Raw genomic sequence first — 17,645 nt, 5'->3', positions numbered from 1 at the left:
TAGCAAAGCATGCATATTAATCATGAACGCGGGTATTTGTCACCGTGAACAGTCCGGCAGGCTTCAGACTTGTCCGTTGCTGGGATCGGTTTCGCCCTGCCGCATGGTCGTCTGCGTATTGACGTCTATGCTTAAAGTTTTCCAAAACCTTATAAAAATCGGTGTCATTGAGATTTCATTTCGCCAATTGTCCGGAGGCAACGGCATGAGCAACCCACGCGATGAGAAGACGCAGCGGTATTCACCGCAGCAGGAAGAGACAGAGCGAGCCCGGCTGACAGCCGGTGCCGGTTCCGCCGCGCCGGCCCCCGTCACGGTGCCGGTCACGCTGCAGGTGAACGGCGAACCTCAGCAGCTTAACGTGGATACCCGTACCACGCTGCTGGACGCGCTGCGCGAACATTTACATCTGACCGGCACCAAAAAAGGCTGCGATCACGGTCAGTGCGGTGCCTGTACCGTGCTGGTCAATGGCCGGCGCATCAACGCCTGCCTCACTCTCGCGGTGATGCAGCAGGATGCCGAAGTGACCACCATCGAAGGCGTCGGCACGCCGGATGATCTGCATCCGCTGCAGTCCGCGTTTATCCGCCACGACGGCTATCAGTGCGGCTACTGCACGCCGGGGCAAATCTGCTCCTCGCTGGCGGTGCTGCAGGAAATTGCGGCGGGCATTCCCAGCCATGTCACGGGCGATCTGACCGCCGCGCCAGCGCTGAGCGATGAAGAAATTCGTGAGCGCATGAGCGGCAACATCTGCCGCTGCGGCGCTTATGCCAACATCCTTGCCGCCATTGAAGAGTACGCCGGAGGCCAGAAAGCATGAGAGCCTTTACCTTTGAACGGGCAGCGACGCCCGCACAGGCTGCCAGCAGCGCGATGCAGCATCCGGGCGCACGCTTTATTGCCGGCGGTACCAATCTGCTCGATTTGATGAAGCTGGAAATCGAAACCCCGTCGCACCTGATTGATGTTAACGGACTGGCGCTGGACAGCATTGAACCCACCGCCGGGGGCGGCTTACGTATCGGTGCGCTGGTGCGCAATACCGATCTGGCGGCAGATGCGCGCATCCGGCGCGATTATGCCGTGCTGACGCGCGCGCTGGTGGCAGGCGCTTCTGGCCAGCTGCGCAATCAGGCCACCACCGCCGGCAACCTGCTGCAGCGCACGCGCTGTCCCTATTTTTACGATGTTAATCAACCCTGTAACAAGCGTCAGCCGGGTACGGGCTGTGCCGCACGCGAGGGATTCAGCCGCCAGCATGCGGTGGTGGGTCTCAGCGAAGCCTGTATTGCCACCCATCCCAGCGATATGGCGGTGGCGATGCGACTGCTGGATGCGGTGATTGAAACCGTCAGCCCTGATGGCAGCCAGCGCGCCATTCCCATCGCTGAATTCTACTGCGCACCGGGCAACACGCCGCATATCGAAACCGTGCTGCAGCCGGGTGAGCTGATCGTCGCGGTCACCCTGCCTGCACCGCTGGGTGGCACGCACATTTACCATAAGGTGCGCGATCGCGCTTCGTACGCCTTTGCGCTGGTCTCGGTGGCAACGGTTATCCTGCCTGAGGGTAGCGGCCGGGTGGCCGTCGGCGGGGTGGCCCATCAGCCGTGGCGCAGCGCGGCGGCGGATGCTGAACTTCCTCACGGGGCGCAGGCGGTCTGCGATGTGCTGTTTGCTGATGCGCGTCCCACTGAAGCCAACCGATACAAACTGTTGCTGGCGCAGCGCACGCTCGCCTCAGCGATCGCGGAAGCGAGGAGCAACGCATGAAATTTGACACACCAGCAACCGCCAATCCTATCGACCAGCAGCGCGTCGTCGGCCAGCCGCTGGCACGCATCGACGGGCCGTTAAAAACCACCGGCTCGGCGCATTACGCCTATGAATGGCACGCTGAAGCACCGGATGCAGCCTACGGTTATGTGGTCGGCGCGCCAGTTGCCAAAGGCAATATTCTCTCGATTGACACCCACGCCGCAGCACAGGCACCGGGCGTGCTCGGCATCGTCACCGGAGCAACCGCCGGTAAGCTCAACAAGGCAGAGCGCAACACCGCGACGCTGCTGGCAAATAATAAAATCGAACACTACCACCAGGCCGTGGCGCTGGTGGTGGCGGAGACCTTTGAGCAGGCACGTGCAGCCGCGCAGCTGGTTAAGGTTAACTGCCAGGCTGAAACGGGAGCTTACGATCTTGAAGCGGCCCAGCCAGAGGTGACAACGTCACCCGAAGGTGAGCCGGATAAAACACTGGGCGATGTCGATGCTGCCCTGCACAACGCAGCCTTTACGCTGGACGCCACCTACACCACGCCCGATCAAAGCCATATGGCAATGGAACCGCACGCTTCCATGGCGCTGTGGCAGGATGATCACCTGACGGTCTGGACCTCGAATCAGATGATTAACTGGTGCCACACCGACCTGGCGCACACGCTCGACATGCCGATGGAAAAGGTGCGCGTGCTCTCTCCTTACGTCGGCGGTGGCTTCGGCAGCAAACTGTTTTTACGTAGCGATGCGCTGCTGGCGGCTCTGGGTGCGCGCGCCGTGGGACGCGCGGTGAAAGTGATGGTGCCGCGCCCGATGATCCCCAACAACACCACGCACCGGCCAGCAACGCGGCAGCGCATCCGATTAGCTACCGATGCACATGGCCATCTCACCGCCATTGCCCATGAAAGCTGGTCCGGTAACCTGCCGGGCGGAACGCCGGAAACTGCGGTGCAGCAGACTGAATTACTCTACGCCGCCGCCAATCGGCTTACCGGACTGCGCCTCGCCGAACTCGATCTGCCCGAGGGCAACGCAATGCGTGCGCCAGGTGAAGCGCCCGGTCTGATGGCGCTGGAGATTGCCATGGATGAAATGGCCGCCATCGCCGGTATCGACCCGGTTGAGTTTCGCATCATCAATGATACACAGGTCGATCCGCTGCATCCGGAGCGCTTCTTTTCACGCCGCCAGCTGGTGCAATGCCTGCGCACCGGCGCCAGCAAATTTGGCTGGGCGGAGCGCTGTGCTAAACCCGGGCAGCGGCGCGAGGGGCGCTGGCTGGTGGGCATGGGCGTGGCAGCCGGTTTCCGTAACAACCTGCTGGCACCCTCTGCCGCGCGCGTGCAGCTGGATGCGCAAGGCACAATCACTGTCGAAACCGACATGACCGATATCGGCACCGGCAGCTACACCATCATTGCCCAGACGGCAGCCGAGATGATGGGCGTGCCGATTGAGCAGGTCAGCGTACGGCTCGGCGATTCGGCGTTTCCTGTCTCGGCGGGTTCGGGTGGCCAGTGGGGAGCCAATACTTCCACGGCCGGGGTTTATGCGGCCTGCGTCCGGCTACGCGAGAAGGTTGCCGCACAGTTGGGTCTGGATGCGGAAAGCGCAGAGTTTGCCGATGGGCACATTCACGCCAACGGGCAGCGCCTGCCGCTCACTGCGGCGGGTCCGCTGATGGCGGAAGAGACCATGGAATTCGGCGATCTGGACAAAACCTTCCAGCAATCCACCTTTGCCGGTCATTTTGTCGAAGTGGCGGTCGATAGCGCCACCGGCGAAGTGCGCGTGCGGCGCATGCTGGCGGTATGTGCCGCGGGGCGCATTCTCAACCTTAAAACCGCGCGCAGTCAGGTGATCGGCGCGATGACCATGGGCCTCGGCGCCGCGCTGATGGAGGAGCTGGCGGTGGACACCCGGCTCGGCTACTTCGTCAATCACGACATGGCAGGCTATGAAGTGCCGGTACACGCCGATGTGCCTGAGCAGGAGGTGATTTTCCTCGATGACACCGATCCGGTCTCTTCGCCGATGAAAGCCAAAGGCGTCGGTGAACTGGGGCTGTGTGGCGTCGGTGCTGCGCTGGTTAATGCGGTCTACAATGCCACCGGCGTTCGGGTGAGAGACTATCCGGTGACGCTGGATAAGTTACTTGCCGCGCTGCCCGATCAGCCGTAATGCAGGTCCCCTCCGCCAGGGCATGCTGGCTGGCGGAGGGTGGAAAAGCGTAAGTGGCTGAGCCGTCAGGACTGGTTAACAGGTCATCAATCTGATAATATTGAGACCTGTTAACCAGTCTGGAGAGACGTATGCCAAACATCATTCTCAGCGATATGAGCGCCAGCGTCAGTGAATTAAAAAAGAATCCTATGGCGACCGTCAATGCGGGAGAAGGCTTGCCGGTGGCGATTCTCAATCGTAATCAGCCCGCCTTTTATTGTGTTCCCGCACAACTTTACGAGCAAATGCTGGAAGCGCTGGACGATCAGGAACTGGTTAAAAAGGTAACTGAACGCCACCAGCAGCCGCTGATTGAAGTGGATTTGGACAGCTTTCTGTGACATGGACAGTTAAGTTCAGGGAAGAAGCCCTGAAGGAGTGGCATAAGCTGGATAAAGCCATTCAGCAGCAGTTTGCCAAAAAGCTCAAAAAATGTTGTGAAAATCCTCATATCCCCTCAGCCAAATTGCGTGGCATTAAAGACTGCTACAAAATTAAACTCAGGGCTTCCGGGTTTCGCCTGGTTTATCAGGTGATTGATGACCAGTTGATCATCGCCGTGGTCGCGGTGGGTAAACGCGAGCGCAGCGACGTTTATCATCTTGCCAGTGACAGAATGCGCTAACGCGTGACGCCGGCCATCTGCGGCCAGCGTCACTGCGGTGGTTAATGCTCTCAGCGCCCCGCTTCCTGAGCGACTCCGCACCAGTGCACCAGCGTTAGCGCAATGGCTTTGGTACAGGCCACCAGATCGGCAATCGGCACATGTTCGTTAGGCTGATGCGACAGCGCCGGATCGCCGGGACCAAAGTTGACCGTCGGCGTCTGGCCCAGCGTGCTGGGCAGGCCAATGTCGCTGTGGGCACCAAAGCCGGCCAGCTGCGGGCTCAGTGCCGCGTCACTCACGCCCTGCTGAAAAGCGCTGACAAAAGGATGATCGGCCGGGATCTCGGCGCAGTCGGCGTCCAGTATCCACTCCACCCGCGCCGGATGCTTTGCCAGATAGGGATCCAGCGCGCACACCTTCGCCACGTGCGCCTCAATCTCCTGTTTTACCTTACCGCCCAGCCCCATCTCATCCTTTTCTGCCGGCAGATACTGCACGTCTATGACGATCTCGGCGCGGCCGGCAATCGACGCCGGATGCTCGCCCACTTTTAGCTGCGTCACGATAATCTGGTTGGGCAGATTCATGAGTGGATGGTTTTTGTCGGGCTGCGTCTGCCAGCGGCGGTTCAGCACATCGAGCCCGTCCAGCATCTGGCGACACAACATCACGGCATCAACCGGACCGCTGCTGTCCCAGCTGTTCGGCGTTAATTCCGCATGGCCGCCGATGCCATCCAGAATGATGCGCGCCCACAAAATGCCGTGGCAAATCGGCGCGATGCGGTTGGCAGTGGGCTCCGTCATGATACCGGCATCGGCTTTGAAGCCGCGATCCACCATTGCCAGCGAGCCCATGCCGCCGATCTCTTCATCCACTACCGTGGTGAACACCACGTCGCCGGCCAGCTGCACGTTGAGATCCTGCAGCAGCTCCACCGCCATCAGCATGCAGGCCACGCCACCTTTCATGTCCACCGCGCCGCGACCATACACTGCCTCGTTGCGGATCTCCGGCACAAAAGGATCGCTGTGCCAGTGCTCAGCCGGACCCGGTGGTACCACGTCAATATGGCCGGTAAGCATCAGCGACCTGCCGCCACCGGATCCGCTCAGGGTGCCGCCCAGATTCGGCCGGCCTTCGAAGGTGCGGCCTTTATTGGCGCCCGGGCGGCCCTGATACTTCTGGTATAGCGCCGGGCCATCCGGATCCCACAGATCGGTGTCCATGCCCAGCGCCATCAGCCGCTGCTGCAGATAGCGCTGGCAGTCGCGCTCGCCTGGCCCGGCCTCGCGCGGATCGACCTTTACCACCGAGGGAAACGCCAGCAGGTCGCATAATGTCTGCGCGATACGCTGCGCGCTGGCATCGACGTGTGCGCTAATTTTTTCAGTCAGACTCATGTGTTATCTCCGATAGATAAAAAGTCGTTGTGCCATTAACACCATGATTAACAGCATGCCCACCACGCCCAGTTGCCACACGCTGTTCAGCCCCAGCTGCAACATGCAGGTTTTGAGGGCGACCAGCATCAGCGCGGCGGCGAGAACGCCGATGACGCTGCCGCGCCCGCCAAAGATCGCCACGCCACCCAGCAGCGCGGCAGTCAGCGATTCCAGCTCAAGATTGACGCCAATTTCCGGGCGGGCGCTGCCGAGCCAGCACAGCGAAATAAAGCCGGCGCAGCCCGCCAGCGCGCCGCTCAGGCAGTAAACCAGCAGCCGCAGGCGATCGACTGGAATGCCCACCAGCCGCGTGGCGTGCTCGTTGAAGCCGCAGGCGTAGATCCATTTGCCCCACGCGCTATTGCTGAGGATCAGCCACGCCAGCAGAAACGCCGGGATGACACTGGTTAAGAAAGGCAACGGAACGGACAGCATGGCCGCCCGGCCCCACTGCGTCAGCAGCGGCGGCACGCCGGCCAGCGCCGCACCGCCGGTTAATGCCAGCGCCAAACCGGAGAACAGATAAAAACTGCCCAGCGTAACGATCAGCGGCCAGAGGCGTAAGCGCGCCACCAGCAGGCCGTTCAGCGCGCCAGCCAGGCTACCGCTCAGCAGGCAAATCAGCGGCAGCCAGCCGGGCGCAATGCCCTGATCGAGTGCCAGCATGCCGATGACCGCCGAGAGCGAAACGTTACCGCCAACCGACAAATCAATGCCGCCGCCGCCAGTCATCACCACCAGCGACTGCCCAAGCGCCACCAGCGACAGCAGCGTGGCAAACTGCAGGATGGAGGTCAGCGACCATGCCGCCAGCATCTGCGGCAGCACAATCGCGATGGCGCCCAGCAGCAACAGCCACAGCGCCAGCAGCAGCGTCAGGTCGGGGGCTTTGCGCCACAGTTTCATGCCAGCCTCCTTAGCGATAACAGCCGCCCACTGGCTGCTTCACTGCTCAGCACCAGCAACAGCACCGCCCCGGTGACCACGGTTTGCCACAGCGAGGGCACGCCAATCAGCAGCAGGCCATTTTGCAGAATGCGCAACAGCAGCACGCCGAGCAGCGTGCCGAGCAGACTGCAGGAGCCGCCGGTAATGCGCGTGCCGCCCAGCACCACCGCGGCAATCGCCTCCAGTGCCAGCGTGCCGCCGACGGTCATCTCCACGTTACGATAGGTGGCGATGTAGCAGGTGGCGGCCAGGCCGCACAGCACGCCGCTGAGGGCAAAGGTCGCAACACGCACCCGGGTCACCGGAATGCCCGCCAGCCGCGCTTTTTCTTCGGAGTTGCCGGCGGCCAGCAGCCATAACCCGTACGGCGTATGGCGCAGCGCCAGCCACACCAGCGCCCAGGCCGCGACAATCAGCCAGGCCATCAGCGGCAGTCCCAGCAGCGGCCGCATCAGCGCATGCGTCAGATCGCCTGGCAGACCGGAAAGCCACTGCCCGCCCAGCAGCACAAACAGCGCCGTGCGCCAGACGCCGAACAGCCCCAGCGTGCCAACAATCGCCGGAATGCGGCCAATCACCACTACCAGCGCGGTGATCAGCCCTGCCAGCAGGCCAATAAGCGGTCCGGCCAGCGCCGCCAGCAGCGGGGATTGCAGCATCAGCAGTTGTCCGACGCCCCACGCGGCCACGCCCATCACCACGCCCACCGACACATCGACGCCGCCCATGGCGATCACCAGCGTCATACCCAGCGCGATCAACAGCAGTTCGCTGCTGTTGCGCAGAATGGTTAGCAGGTTGTCAGCGGTAGCAAACCACGGCGAAAACAACGTAAAGCAGGCGCCAGCCAGCACGGCGATCGCCAGCAGGACGATTTCCCGCGAAGTCATATGCATCACAGGCCTCGTCAGAATTTGAACTGGTCGACGTTATCTTTGGTGAACACCGCCGGCTTGCCGAGCAGCAGCACACCGGTTTTGCTGTCAAAGGTCACCGGTTGGGCAAAGCCGGGAACGTGATTTTCGGCGGCAAACGCTTTCCCGTCGATCAGCTGTTTGCCCGCCCACACCGTCAGATAGCCAAGCTTTTCCGGGTCCCACAGCACGGTGTAGCCAAACGCCCCGCTTTTCAGGTAGGCGCGCGCGGTGTTCGGGCTGCAGAAACCGCTGCCAATCACCTTGCCGTTTTTGCCGGCGGTTTCGATGGCCTGCGCCACGCCCGGACAGGTTGTGGAGGCCATGGCAATCACCCCTTTCAGATCGGGGTTAGCGGACATCAAATCGGTGGTGATTTGCGCCGCGCGGCTGGCGGAGCCGCCGGCGTACTGGGGTTTGAGCAGCGTAATGTGCGGGTATTTGCTTTTCACCCGCTGCTGCATAAAGCCAATCCAGCTGTTGAGGTTGGACGCGGTAGCTTCGCCGGAGACGATGCCAATTTTGCCGCGCTCGCCGACGCGTTTGACCATCTCATCGATCACCGTATCGCCCAGTCCCTCATCGGTGGCCTGCGCCACATAGACCGGCCGCCCGCTGTCGGGTGCATCGCTGTCGCTGGTGAACAGATGCACATTACTCGCCTGCGCCTGCGCCATCACCGGCGCAATACTGGAGGCATCCAGCACGCTGATGCCAATCGCATTGACCTTCTGCGCAATCAGGTTCTGCACGATCTGCAGCTGATCCATCGGGTTGGTATCTACCGGACCGCTGTAGACAAACTCCACGCCGAGATCGTGCGCGGCGCGCTTGCCGCCCGCCTCCATCGCCTGAAAATAGGGAATACCGATGATTTGCGGCACGAAGGCCACCTTTTGTGCCGCGAAGGCGTAACCCGATACCAGCAACGACAGCGAACAAACAGCAGTAGCAATGCGATGCATGATGATTTCCCCTGGTGTGAGTGCTTAGGTGTTTTCGAAAATGCGCGCATCAGGATGCGCACCGGTAATGAGTGCAACGATTTCGTCTGGCGTGGTGTCCGCGTGACGGCGCTCGGCGATTTTGCGGCCGCGACGAAACACCACCATGCGATCGGCCACGGCAAACACATCGCTGATGTTGTGGCTGATCAGCACCACGGCGCAGCCGCGTTCCGCCAGGCGGCGCGTCAGCTGCAGGACTTTCTGCGTCTCCGCGACCGCCAGCGCGGCGGTGGGTTCATCCATGATCACCAGCTGCGCGTTGAGATTGAGTGCGCGGCAGATCGCCACCGCCTGGCGCTGGCCACCGGACAGACTGCCGACCGCCGCTTCGGCATCGGAAATGTGCGCATCGAGTTCGGTCAGCAGTTGATCCACCGTTTCGCGCATCGCGCGGCGGCGCAGAAAAGGAATGCCGAGCACGCGGCGCTTCAGCTCGCGGCCAAGAAACACGTTCTCGGCAATCGACAGATTCTCTGCCAGCGCCAGCTCCTGATAGATGGTGGCAATACCGTGCTCGGCGGCCTGGCGCGGCGAGGTGAATTTCACCGCCCTGCCGTCTACCCACAGCTCGCCGTCGCTGGCGCTGTACGCGCCGGATAACACTTTGGTAAAGGTCGATTTGCCCGCGCCGTTGTCACCCAGCAGCGCCAGCACTTCGCCGCGATGGATCGACAGATTGACCTGGCTGAGCGCCGTTAGCGCGCCGAAGCGTTTACCGATGTTGCGCGCTTCGATGAAACAACTAGTCATGGGCGCTCTCCGGGTAAGCCGCGCTGTGGAAATCGATCTCCCACTGCAGCACGCGGGCGTAAAGCTGCGACAGCTGCGCCTGTTGCGCCGCGCTGAGCGTCAGTGCGCACTGGTCCAGCTCGGTTTTCAGCCACTGCGCCTGCTGATGGAACTCGTCTTCGGCATGCATCTCTACCCAGCGGCGTACGTCAGCGTCCTGCTGCGATTGCGCGCTGACGCGCAGGCACCAGTGGTAATACATCCACTCGGCACCGAACATCAGGGTGATGATTTCCGCATAGCTGCCCTGCTGCGCGACTTTCAGCATGCCATCGCGGAATGCGCTGACGCCGGGCAGATCGTCCGGATAATCCGCTGGCCGAATGCCGCGCCGCGCCAGCACCGCCTCAAACCAGGCGATTTGCGTATCCACCAGCGCATTGAGCACGCCAATCAGCCAGCGCTGCTGACGAATGCCGGGCGCCTTGCTCACCGCCAGCGCAAAAATAGCGATGGCGGTGGCGACGAAGTTACCCTCAAACACCAGATAACGATTAAACACGCTGGCCGGCAGCCGATCGTGCTCAATGTCGACGACAAAGCGGTGCTGCTGCATCGCCTGCCACAGCGCCTGATGCTGCGTCAGCAGCCGATCGCTGAAGCTTTCCATCACGCCTCCTCCAGCGCAGCCTGCGCCACCGCCATGAAGTGCTTCACGCGCGCCAGTTCCACCGGGTTCCACCACACGCCATCGACTTTCAGCGTGCTGGCGACAATCACCCCCTGTGTGCGGCCAAGGATCTGGCAGACGTTGTCCGGCGTTACGCCTGAGCCCACCAGCAGCGGCAAGGCAGTTGCGGCGCGGATTTCGTCGATTTCACTCAGCGTGGCGCTGTCGCCGGTGCGCTGGCCGGTGGCGATCACCGCATCGGCTTCGAAGAAGTCGACGTCACGCGTTAGCTCCTGAATCGAGCGGTCGGCGACAATGGCGTGGCTGCCGTGTTTAACATGGCTATCGGCAAATACGCGGATATGATCGGCCCGCAGCTGATTGCGATAGCGCAGCGCTTTAGCGGCTGCCCCTTCGATAAAACCTTCATTGGCGATATAGGCATTGGCCCACTGGTTAACGCGCACAAAATCCGCCCCGCCGGCTAATGCCGTGGCAATCGCCGGGATTGCCGCATTGGCCAGCACGTTAATTCCCAGCGGTGCAGCAAAACGCTCGCGAATTTTATCGGTGATCACCGCCATAAATGCCGCCGTTTCCGGACCAATATCGTCGGGCTTGGCAAAGGGAATATCGCCATGATTCTCAACGATTAAACCGTGCACGCCGCCAGCCAGATAATTATCCGCATCGCGCAGGGCGCAATCGATAATTTCACTCACCGGTTTTCCGCGATATTTAGGCGAGCCGGGAAAAGCATCGCAGTGAATAACCCCAATCACCGCTTTACTGCGTGAAAAAATATCTTGTATCGCGTTACTTTTTTCTGCTGATATAGAAGCCATCTCTTTCACCTTATTAACGAGAAAACTATGCGTGTCTATGTTGCAGGCAATATTGTGGTGGATGAAACCTGGTCCATCGATCAACTCCCTGAAAAAGGCGCCTCAATTCATGGTAAAAAAATTGCGCAGGATATCGGTGGCAAAGGCGCCAATCAGGCAATCATACTTTCGCGTTGCGGCATCGACACGCGCTTAATTAGCGCCACTGGCGATGATATTAACGGCCAGTGGATCCGCGAACGCATCCGGCACGAGAAATTAACCCTACTGCCGTCTCAGTTTTTGTCTGCTCACAGTGACACCTCAATTATTTTTAATAGCAGCGATGGCGATAATGCCATTATTACTACCACCGCCGCGGCCGACGCGCTGGCAGCGGATATTATCCTGGCTCACTTAGCCGATGCCGCTGCCGGCGATATTCTGCTGCAGCAGGGCAATTTTTCTGCAGATAAAACCCGCCGGTTATTTAGCTGGGCAAAAGCGCACGGCTTAACCACGGTATTTAATCCTTCACCGGTCAATCCGGACTTCGCCGATCTCTGGCCACTGATTGACATCGCGGTGGTCAATCAACCGGAAGCCGATCTGCTGCAACCCGCCGGCGTTAACACGCTGGTGATTACCCAGGGTGCTGCCGGTGCGCTGCTGATACGCGGCAATCAGCGCGTGTTCTGCCCGGCGATTAACGTCGCGGCCGTCGATACCACCGGCGCCGGTGACACCTTCCTCGCCGTGCTGCTGGCATCTGCCCTGCTGCGCGGCGTCGCGCCCGACCTGCTGGCGCTGCAGCATGCCAGCGCGGCGGCGGCGATCACCGTCAGTCGCACTGGCACGCTGAACGCGTTTCCCTATGCTGATGAATTACAACGTATTCTGGCGCAGCGCTAAGCCTGGGCGCAGACGTTCGCGTCTGCGCCTGGCGGTTACTTAAACAGCGAACGGTAGCTGTCGACGTTGGCTTTGGTCACCACCGTGGCCGGAACCAGAATGGTTTTGCTCACGGTTTTGCCGGCCGTCAGGCTATTCAGCGCTTTCAGCGCTTCTTCACCCATTTTCTTTGGATCCTGCTGCAGCACGGCGGTAACGTAGCCACCGTCAATGCCGCTGATGGCTTTTGCCGTCAGATCCCAGCCGAATACTTTGATGTCCTTCTGCCGCCCCTGATTTTCCACTGCGGCAATGGCACCCAGCAGCGCCGGCTCGCCGGTGGCATAGATCGCGGTGAGATCCGGGTTGCCGGTAATCAGGTTTTCGGCGGCGGTCATGGCGTTGTCCTGAATATTCTGGCCATCGACCACATCGGCGACCGTTATCTGGCTGTTGCTTTTAATCGTCTCTTCAAAGCCTTTCTGGCGCTGGTTTTGGATGGCCGAATTGAGCGCGCCGACAATTCCCAGTCGCGCTTTGCCGCCCATCTCTTTCGCAACATAATCGACAAAGTATTTACCGAGGATTTTTCCACCTTCGAGGTTATCTACGCCCACCTGCGCTGCCTGCGGACCGGCAGGCAATACGGCATCAATCGCAATCACCGGAATATTCGCCGCTGCGGCTTCTTTTATCGCTGGCATAATACCGTTGACATCGATTGCATCCACCAGAATGCCTTTCACTCCCTGCTGAATATAGTTTTCAATCGCATCGTTTTGCGCCACGGGATTATCGTTGGCGTTATAAATCACCAGCTGTTTACCGCTGGCTTTGGCTGCTTCCTGCGCGCCCTGATTCATCAGATTGAAAAACAGCGCCTGCTGATTAATCTGGACTAACGCATAAGTGGGTGCGGCGTGAGCCTGAACGCATAATGAACCTGCGGCGAGTAAACCACTCGCAATGAACAGTGAACGCAGTTTTCCGCTGAAAGATGACATCATTGAGTTCCTCGTCGGGAATAATAATAACCAGCGCTTCTCAGCGACGTACCGCTGAGCGTTTTTTTTGGCAGGTAAATATCAGTTCAATGATTCTGAGCACGGCGATAATGCCGTGTTTTGATGCCGCCGGCGTTGTCTTTTTCGGCATCCCATCCACTGGGAGTGCGGGGTGAAAAAAACAATGTCGGGTTGGGAAGTTAATCCCGGTACTGCGGTAAACGCTTTATACAATTCGCCCGACGAATTTTTTTGTCAAGTGTTTATTTCTCCAGCAACGCAATCGGGAAAGCGCTGTATTAGTCGCGCTTAACTGTGTTACAGATAAGCCACCCCGGCAAACATGGCGAAATGGATGAGTACAAAACGCGTGTTGTTATCTGACGTGGCAAAGCTGGCTGGCCTGTCAAAAGCCACGGTGTCACGCTATCTGAATCACAGTATTGTGCTGCCGCAGGACACCGTTGACCGCATTGAAAGCGCGATCCGCACGCTGGACTATCGCGGTAATTCTCTTGCGCGGCGTTTAAGCAAAGGCGGCAGCGAAACCCTGGGCCTGGTGCTGCCGGATATCACTAACCCGTTTTTTGCCGAACTGGCGGATGCCGCCGAAGAAGCGGCGTCGGCACACGGTTACAGTCTGGTGCTGTGCATCACGCGCAACAACCCGGACAAAGAGGCGCAGTTTATCCGCTGGCTGGATACGCGCCAGGTAGATGGCCTGCTGTTCACCACCAACCGGCCGGACAACGGCCTGCTGCGCGACGAGATCCAGCGCCAGCGCCATGTGGTACTGCTGGATGAAGACATTCCCGGCAGTAACGTGCCGAAGGTCTTTGCAGATAACGTGCAGGGTGGCCGCATGGCCACCGAGCAGCTGATCGCCGCCGGGCACACGCAGATTGCTTTTATCGGCGGCCCGGAGCAGCTGATGAGCGTGCGCGAACGCTATCTTGGCTTTTGCACCGCGATGCAGCAGGCCGGTTTAACCGTACCGCCGCAATGGGTGATGTATGGCAACTACGAACGCGAATTTGGTCAGCAGGCGTTGCAGCACCTGTTCCGCTGCACGCCGCGCCCTAGCGCCGTGTTCGCCGCCAGTGACTATCTGGTGCTGGGACTGCTCGACGGTTTGCGCGCCATCGGCCTGCAGGCACCGGCGGCGCTGTCGCTGGTCGGCTTCGATGACGCCAACTACAGCGATCTGACCCAGCCGCGTATCTCCACCATCCGCCAGCCAGCGCGCCAGCTGGGCCACACGGCGGTAAGCATTATGCTGCGCCTGCTCAACAACGACAGCAGCATCCCGATGGAGACACGTTTACCGGTGGAATGGATTGGTCGCGATTCGGTGGGATTTGTTAGCGATGTCCCAAAATGAGGCAAAACTGCACAATCATGGCGCAAAAAGTGAGCGATTTTTTCCGTTAGCGGTATAGTGAGTAAACCGGTTTACTTGCTGATTACATAACATACGATGTATTACAACAAGTTAGCCGCGAGTGCAGTGCCTGTTATTCAGGCTGGCATGGATGCTGCAATGTCATACCTGGCGAGTAAATATCATTGTAGCGTTTACCCTGTTGCTGTGAATTAAGGTTTTATCTGACAGGTAAACCGGTTTACTAGATTGTAAATCGTGTCAGATAGCCTCTTTTCGCGACCGGCTAAACATTTCCCACAGGCGTTGATGGGAGTGATCCAATGCAGCAATTACCAGCTCTTCCGGCCCGGGTGGAGATGATTAACATCACCAAAACCTACGGCTCAATTCGTTCTCTGCGCGGCGTCAATCTGCAACTGGCCCCCGGTGAAGTGCTCGGTCTGGTGGGCGACAACGGCGCCGGCAAATCGACGCTGACCAAAGTGCTGTCCGGCGCGGTGATCCCTACCAGCGGCGCGATCCGCATTGATGGCGAGCAGCAGCACTTCAGCAATCCGGCGGATTCGCGCCGTTGCCATATCGAAATGGTTTATCAGGATCTGTCGCTGTGCGACACGGTCGACGTGGCCGGTAACCTGTTCATGGGCCGCGAACCGACCAGACGCATCCTCGGCGTGCCGTTTCTCGATCAGGCCACAATGCATGCGCAGGCGCGTGAGATGCTGAAAGGCCTCGGCATCTCGATTCCCGATACCCGTCTGCTGGTGCGTAACCTCTCCGGCGGGCAGCGTCAGGCCATTGCTATCGCCCGTGCCGCCGCGTTCGATCCTAAAGTGCTGATTATGGATGAACCCACTGCCGCGCTGGCGGTAGCGGAAGTCGAAGCGGTGCTGGAACTGATTCGCCGCGTGTCGGCGCGCGGCGTCAGCGTGATCCTCATCACCCATCGGCTGCAGGATCTGTTCCTGGTGTGCGATCGCATCATGGTGATGTACGAGGGCACCAACGTGGCCGACCGCCGTGTGGCGGACACCAGCCTGAGCGATATCGTCAACCTGATCGTAGGTGAGAAATTTACCGCGCAGTCCGCGGCAGCACACTGAGGTAACAGGATGAGCATCATGAATTTAGGCAGTTCACGCATGATCCAGCACTCTCTGCCGCGCCGCTTGTTGCATAACCATTCGGGTGTGGTGAGCATCGCGCTGTTTTTTGTCTTTTGCTGCGTGGTGTTTTCGCTGATCACCAGCAACTTTCTTACCAGTACCAACTGGCTGAATATCATCCGGCAAAGCGCGCCGCTGCTGATCGTCGCCACCGCGATGACGCTGGTGATTACTACCGGCGGCATCGATTTGTCAGTCGGCTCAACACTGGCGCTGGTGGGCGCGCTGTCGGCGATTGCGCTCAATAACTGGGGCCTGCCGTGGCCGGTGGTGCTGATTGGCGGGCTGCTGCTCGGCGCGCTGGTGGGCGCCATCAACGGCTTCTTTATCGCCTGGGAAGGGATACCGGCATTTATCGTCACGCTGGCCACGCTGGCAGTGGTGCGCGGCATCGCGCTGCTGGTGACGCAGGGCTATTCGATTCCGGTGCCGGCTGACAGCCTGTTCACCTTTATGGGGCGCGCCTGGGTGCTGGGGATTCCCATGCCGGCGCTGATCGGCATCGTGGTGTTGCTGGCCGGTCACATTGTGCTTAATCACCTGCGCTTTGGCCGCTACGTCACCGCCATCGGTGCCAACGCGGAAGGCGCACGCCGCAGCGGTATCAATACCAAAGCGGTGACCATGAAAGTGTACATTCTCAGCGGTATGGCGGCGGCGCTGGCTGGCATGATCATCACCGCGCGCCTCGGCAGCGGCTCCTCTAACCAGGGCGAAGGTTTTGAACTGCAGGTGATTGCCGCCGTGGTGCTGGGCAGCACCAGCCTGTTTGGCGGCTTTGGAACCGTGATCGGTACGCTGCTCGGCGCGCTGTCGATTGCCATTATCCAGAACGGCCTGATTTTATCGCATATCTCACCGTTTTATACCCAGATCGCCACTGGCACCATCATCCTGCTCGCCATCTGGCTCAACACCCGCATTCTCAACCCGAGCCGCGCGCCCGCCAAAGGATAGCCCATGAAAGGATCAATTTTTCGCCATGCGGATCCGTTGCCGCTCGGCGTCAGCAGCGGTCAGGTAATGACGGTACTCGGTCCGCTGCCGGTGGCGGAGATGGGCGTCACGCTGATGCACGAGCACATTTTACTGGATGCCTCCGGTAAATGGGTGCCGCCCTGCTGCTGTAGCGACCGCCACATTGCTGAAATGCCGGTGCGCATCGAGAACCTCGGCGAGCTGTCGCTTAACCCGCTGATGAGTCGCGACAACTGCCAGCTGTTTGACGTCGACACCGCAATTGACGAGCTGATGAAATACCGCGCGCTGGGCGGCGAAACGGTGATCGATCCGACCAATATCGGCATCGGCCGCGATGGTAAAGCGCTGCAGCGCATTGCTCGTCTCACCGGCCTGAATATTGTGATGGGTACCGGCCTGTATCTGGAGCCGTCGCATCCGGAGTGGGTAAAAACCATTAGCGTGGAACAGCTGACCGACAAGCTGATTTACGACCTCGGCGGACTGCCGGAGAAGCCGGAGGTGCTGGCCGGGCTGATCGGTGAAATCGGCATATCCAGCCGCTTCACGCCCGATGAAGAAAAATCGCTGCGTGCCGCCGGGCGCGCCAGCGCGGCCACCGGCGTGCCGATTCAGGTGCATCTGCCGGGCTGGGAGCGGCTCGGCCATAAGGTGCTGGATATTCTGGCGCAGGAAGGTGCCGATCTGCGCCACACCGTGCTGTGTCACATGAACCCCAGCTTTGCCGACAAAACCTACCAGCGCGAGCTGGCGGATCGCGGCGTGTTCCTCGAATACGACATGATCGGCATGAGCTACTACTACGCCGATGAATCGGCGCAGTCGCCGTCCGATGAGGAAAACGCGCGCGCCATTTGCGAGCTGATCGACGACGGTTATTTGCAGCAGATTTTGCTGTCCCAGGACGTATTCCTGAAGACCATGCTGACGCGCTACGGCGGTCACGGCTATGGCTACATCCTCAAACATTTTGTGCCGCGCCTGAAACGTCATGGCGTCAGCGGCGAACAACTCGAAACCCTGATGATCACTAATCCGCAGCGGGTGTTTGGCGGATAAACGGAGAAG

Annotated in this window: 18 protein-coding genes; 10 read left to right on the top strand and 8 right to left on the bottom strand. The window is 59.9% G+C overall.

Going from position 1 to position 17,645, the window contains the following annotated elements; genetic code table 11:
- The first annotated feature begins 205 nt into the window (after positions 1–205).
- The 5 genes from paoA to AC6I8P_RS20845 all read left to right on the top strand — a co-directional run bounded on the left by paoA (position 206) and on the right by AC6I8P_RS20845 (position 4,632).
- Positions 206–826 carry an aldehyde dehydrogenase iron-sulfur subunit PaoA gene (paoA, locus tag AC6I8P_RS20865; protein ID WP_021509446.1) on the top strand — a complete coding sequence of 207 codons (621 nt, stop codon included), beginning with the start codon at positions 206–208 and terminating at the stop codon, positions 824–826.
- Positions 823–1,779: an FAD binding domain-containing protein gene (locus AC6I8P_RS20860; protein ID WP_498031325.1), complete on the top strand. Its 957-nt coding sequence runs from the start codon at positions 823–825 to the stop codon at positions 1,777–1,779. The genes paoA and AC6I8P_RS20860 overlap by 4 nt, the downstream gene beginning before the upstream one ends.
- A complete protein-coding gene (gene paoC / locus AC6I8P_RS20855) occupies positions 1,776–3,965 on the top strand; it encodes an aldehyde oxidoreductase molybdenum-binding subunit PaoC (RefSeq protein ID WP_498031324.1) in 2,190 nt (729 codons plus the stop codon). Before AC6I8P_RS20860 ends, paoC begins: the two co-directional genes overlap by 4 nt.
- A gap of 131 nt (positions 3,966–4,096) precedes the next feature.
- Complete coding sequence (locus tag AC6I8P_RS20850) at positions 4,097–4,348, top strand: type II toxin-antitoxin system Phd/YefM family antitoxin (protein ID WP_058770150.1); 252 nt, start codon at positions 4,097–4,099, stop codon at positions 4,346–4,348.
- A complete protein-coding gene (locus AC6I8P_RS20845) occupies positions 4,345–4,632 on the top strand; it encodes a type II toxin-antitoxin system RelE family toxin (protein ID WP_058770149.1) in 288 nt (95 codons plus the stop codon). Before AC6I8P_RS20850 ends, AC6I8P_RS20845 begins: the two co-directional genes overlap by 4 nt.
- A gap of 50 nt (positions 4,633–4,682) precedes the next feature.
- Here the strand turns inward: AC6I8P_RS20845 and AC6I8P_RS20840 are convergent, their stop codons facing one another.
- The 7 genes from AC6I8P_RS20840 to AC6I8P_RS20810 are packed head-to-tail and all read right to left on the bottom strand — an operon-like array spanning position 4,683 to position 11,172.
- Positions 4,683–6,017, bottom strand: coding sequence for a M20 family metallopeptidase (locus AC6I8P_RS20840; protein ID WP_498031323.1), 1,335 nt, complete (start codon positions 6,015–6,017; stop codon positions 4,683–4,685).
- Between the two features lie 3 nt (positions 6,018–6,020).
- Entirely contained in the window at positions 6,021–6,965 is a 945-nt protein-coding gene (locus AC6I8P_RS20835) for an ABC transporter permease (protein WP_498031322.1), read from the bottom strand.
- Complete coding sequence (locus tag AC6I8P_RS20830) at positions 6,962–7,903, bottom strand: ABC transporter permease (protein WP_264444630.1); 942 nt, start codon at positions 7,901–7,903, stop codon at positions 6,962–6,964. The genes AC6I8P_RS20835 and AC6I8P_RS20830 overlap by 4 nt, the downstream gene beginning before the upstream one ends.
- Before the next feature lie 11 nt (positions 7,904–7,914).
- Complete coding sequence (locus AC6I8P_RS20825) at positions 7,915–8,886, bottom strand: autoinducer 2 ABC transporter substrate-binding protein (protein ID WP_058758760.1); 972 nt, start codon at positions 8,884–8,886, stop codon at positions 7,915–7,917.
- Positions 8,887–8,910: 24 nt separating this feature from the next.
- Positions 8,911–9,678 carry an ATP-binding cassette domain-containing protein gene (locus AC6I8P_RS20820; protein WP_058775029.1) on the bottom strand — a complete coding sequence of 256 codons (768 nt, stop codon included), beginning with the start codon at positions 9,676–9,678 and terminating at the stop codon, positions 8,911–8,913.
- On the bottom strand, positions 9,671–10,327 hold the full coding sequence (locus AC6I8P_RS20815) for a TenA family protein (RefSeq protein ID WP_282954366.1): 657 nt from the start codon (positions 10,325–10,327) through the stop codon (positions 9,671–9,673). Before AC6I8P_RS20815 ends, AC6I8P_RS20820 begins: the two co-directional genes overlap by 8 nt.
- Positions 10,327–11,172 carry a BtpA/SgcQ family protein gene (locus tag AC6I8P_RS20810; RefSeq protein ID WP_058758763.1) on the bottom strand — a complete coding sequence of 282 codons (846 nt, stop codon included), beginning with the start codon at positions 11,170–11,172 and terminating at the stop codon, positions 10,327–10,329. Before AC6I8P_RS20810 ends, AC6I8P_RS20815 begins: the two co-directional genes overlap by 1 nt.
- Positions 11,173–11,199: 27 nt before the next feature.
- Here AC6I8P_RS20810 and AC6I8P_RS20805 point away from each other — a divergent pair, with 27 nt between their 5' ends.
- Positions 11,200–12,063: a PfkB family carbohydrate kinase gene (locus tag AC6I8P_RS20805; RefSeq protein WP_264444621.1), complete on the top strand. Its 864-nt coding sequence runs from the start codon at positions 11,200–11,202 to the stop codon at positions 12,061–12,063.
- A 35-nt stretch (positions 12,064–12,098) separates the two neighbouring features.
- On the opposite strand, the gene AC6I8P_RS20800 is transcribed toward AC6I8P_RS20805, so the two are convergent.
- Positions 12,099–13,049 (bottom strand): ABC transporter substrate-binding protein, encoded by a 951-nt coding sequence (locus AC6I8P_RS20800; RefSeq protein ID WP_058758765.1) that lies wholly within the window; start codon positions 13,047–13,049, stop codon positions 12,099–12,101.
- A gap of 340 nt (positions 13,050–13,389) precedes the next feature.
- Between AC6I8P_RS20800 and AC6I8P_RS20795 the strand changes: the two genes are divergently transcribed.
- The 4 genes from AC6I8P_RS20795 to AC6I8P_RS20780 all read left to right on the top strand — a co-directional run bounded on the left by AC6I8P_RS20795 (position 13,390) and on the right by AC6I8P_RS20780 (position 17,636).
- Complete coding sequence (locus AC6I8P_RS20795; protein ID WP_058775032.1) at positions 13,390–14,427, top strand: LacI family DNA-binding transcriptional regulator; 1,038 nt, start codon at positions 13,390–13,392, stop codon at positions 14,425–14,427.
- A gap of 359 nt (positions 14,428–14,786) precedes the next feature.
- Positions 14,787–15,533 carry an ATP-binding cassette domain-containing protein gene (locus AC6I8P_RS20790; protein WP_021509459.1) on the top strand — a complete coding sequence of 249 codons (747 nt, stop codon included), beginning with the start codon at positions 14,787–14,789 and terminating at the stop codon, positions 15,531–15,533.
- A gap of 18 nt (positions 15,534–15,551) precedes the next feature.
- The gene (locus AC6I8P_RS20785; RefSeq protein ID WP_164861075.1) at positions 15,552–16,553 is read left to right on the top strand and encodes an ABC transporter permease; all 1,002 of its coding nucleotides are present in this window, start codon (positions 15,552–15,554) and stop codon (positions 16,551–16,553) included.
- A gap of 3 nt (positions 16,554–16,556) precedes the next feature.
- Entirely contained in the window at positions 16,557–17,636 is a 1,080-nt protein-coding gene (locus AC6I8P_RS20780; protein WP_498027879.1) for a phosphotriesterase family protein, read from the top strand.
- Positions 17,637–17,645 lie beyond the last annotated feature (9 nt).

This window comes from gamma proteobacterium symbiont of Lampromicra miyakona (assembly GCF_059730895.1).
Note: the sequence above shows the minus strand (reverse complement) of the source record. Positions and strands in the feature narration are given on the sequence as shown.

Excerpts from the sequence above, each read along its gene's own strand:
- AC6I8P_RS20850 (WP_058770150.1), top strand. The coding sequence starts at position 4,097 with ATGCCAAACATCATTCTCAGCGATATGAGCGCCAGCGTCAGTGAATTA.
- paoA (WP_021509446.1), top strand. The coding sequence starts at position 206 with ATGAGCAACCCACGCGATGAGAAGACGCAGCGGTATTCACCGCAGCAG.
- AC6I8P_RS20795 (WP_058775032.1), top strand. The coding sequence starts at position 13,390 with ATGGCGAAATGGATGAGTACAAAACGCGTGTTGTTATCTGACGTGGCA.
- paoC (WP_498031324.1), top strand. The coding sequence starts at position 1,776 with ATGAAATTTGACACACCAGCAACCGCCAATCCTATCGACCAGCAGCGC.
- AC6I8P_RS20805 (WP_264444621.1), top strand. The coding sequence starts at position 11,200 with ATGCGTGTCTATGTTGCAGGCAATATTGTGGTGGATGAAACCTGGTCC.
- AC6I8P_RS20830 (WP_264444630.1), bottom strand. The coding sequence starts at position 7,903 with ATGCATATGACTTCGCGGGAAATCGTCCTGCTGGCGATCGCCGTGCTG.
- AC6I8P_RS20815 (WP_282954366.1), bottom strand. The coding sequence starts at position 10,327 with ATGGAAAGCTTCAGCGATCGGCTGCTGACGCAGCATCAGGCGCTGTGG.
- AC6I8P_RS20835 (WP_498031322.1), bottom strand. The coding sequence starts at position 6,965 with ATGAAACTGTGGCGCAAAGCCCCCGACCTGACGCTGCTGCTGGCGCTG.
- AC6I8P_RS20820 (WP_058775029.1), bottom strand. The coding sequence starts at position 9,678 with ATGACTAGTTGTTTCATCGAAGCGCGCAACATCGGTAAACGCTTCGGC.
- AC6I8P_RS20785 (WP_164861075.1), top strand. The coding sequence starts at position 15,552 with ATGAATTTAGGCAGTTCACGCATGATCCAGCACTCTCTGCCGCGCCGC.
- AC6I8P_RS20810 (WP_058758763.1), bottom strand. The coding sequence starts at position 11,172 with ATGGCTTCTATATCAGCAGAAAAAAGTAACGCGATACAAGATATTTTT.
- AC6I8P_RS20790 (WP_021509459.1), top strand. The coding sequence starts at position 14,787 with ATGATTAACATCACCAAAACCTACGGCTCAATTCGTTCTCTGCGCGGC.
- AC6I8P_RS20800 (WP_058758765.1), bottom strand. The coding sequence starts at position 13,049 with ATGATGTCATCTTTCAGCGGAAAACTGCGTTCACTGTTCATTGCGAGT.
- AC6I8P_RS20825 (WP_058758760.1), bottom strand. The coding sequence starts at position 8,886 with ATGCATCGCATTGCTACTGCTGTTTGTTCGCTGTCGTTGCTGGTATCG.
- AC6I8P_RS20860 (WP_498031325.1), top strand. The coding sequence starts at position 823 with ATGAGAGCCTTTACCTTTGAACGGGCAGCGACGCCCGCACAGGCTGCC.
- AC6I8P_RS20780 (WP_498027879.1), top strand. The coding sequence starts at position 16,557 with ATGAAAGGATCAATTTTTCGCCATGCGGATCCGTTGCCGCTCGGCGTC.
- AC6I8P_RS20840 (WP_498031323.1), bottom strand. The coding sequence starts at position 6,017 with ATGAGTCTGACTGAAAAAATTAGCGCACACGTCGATGCCAGCGCGCAG.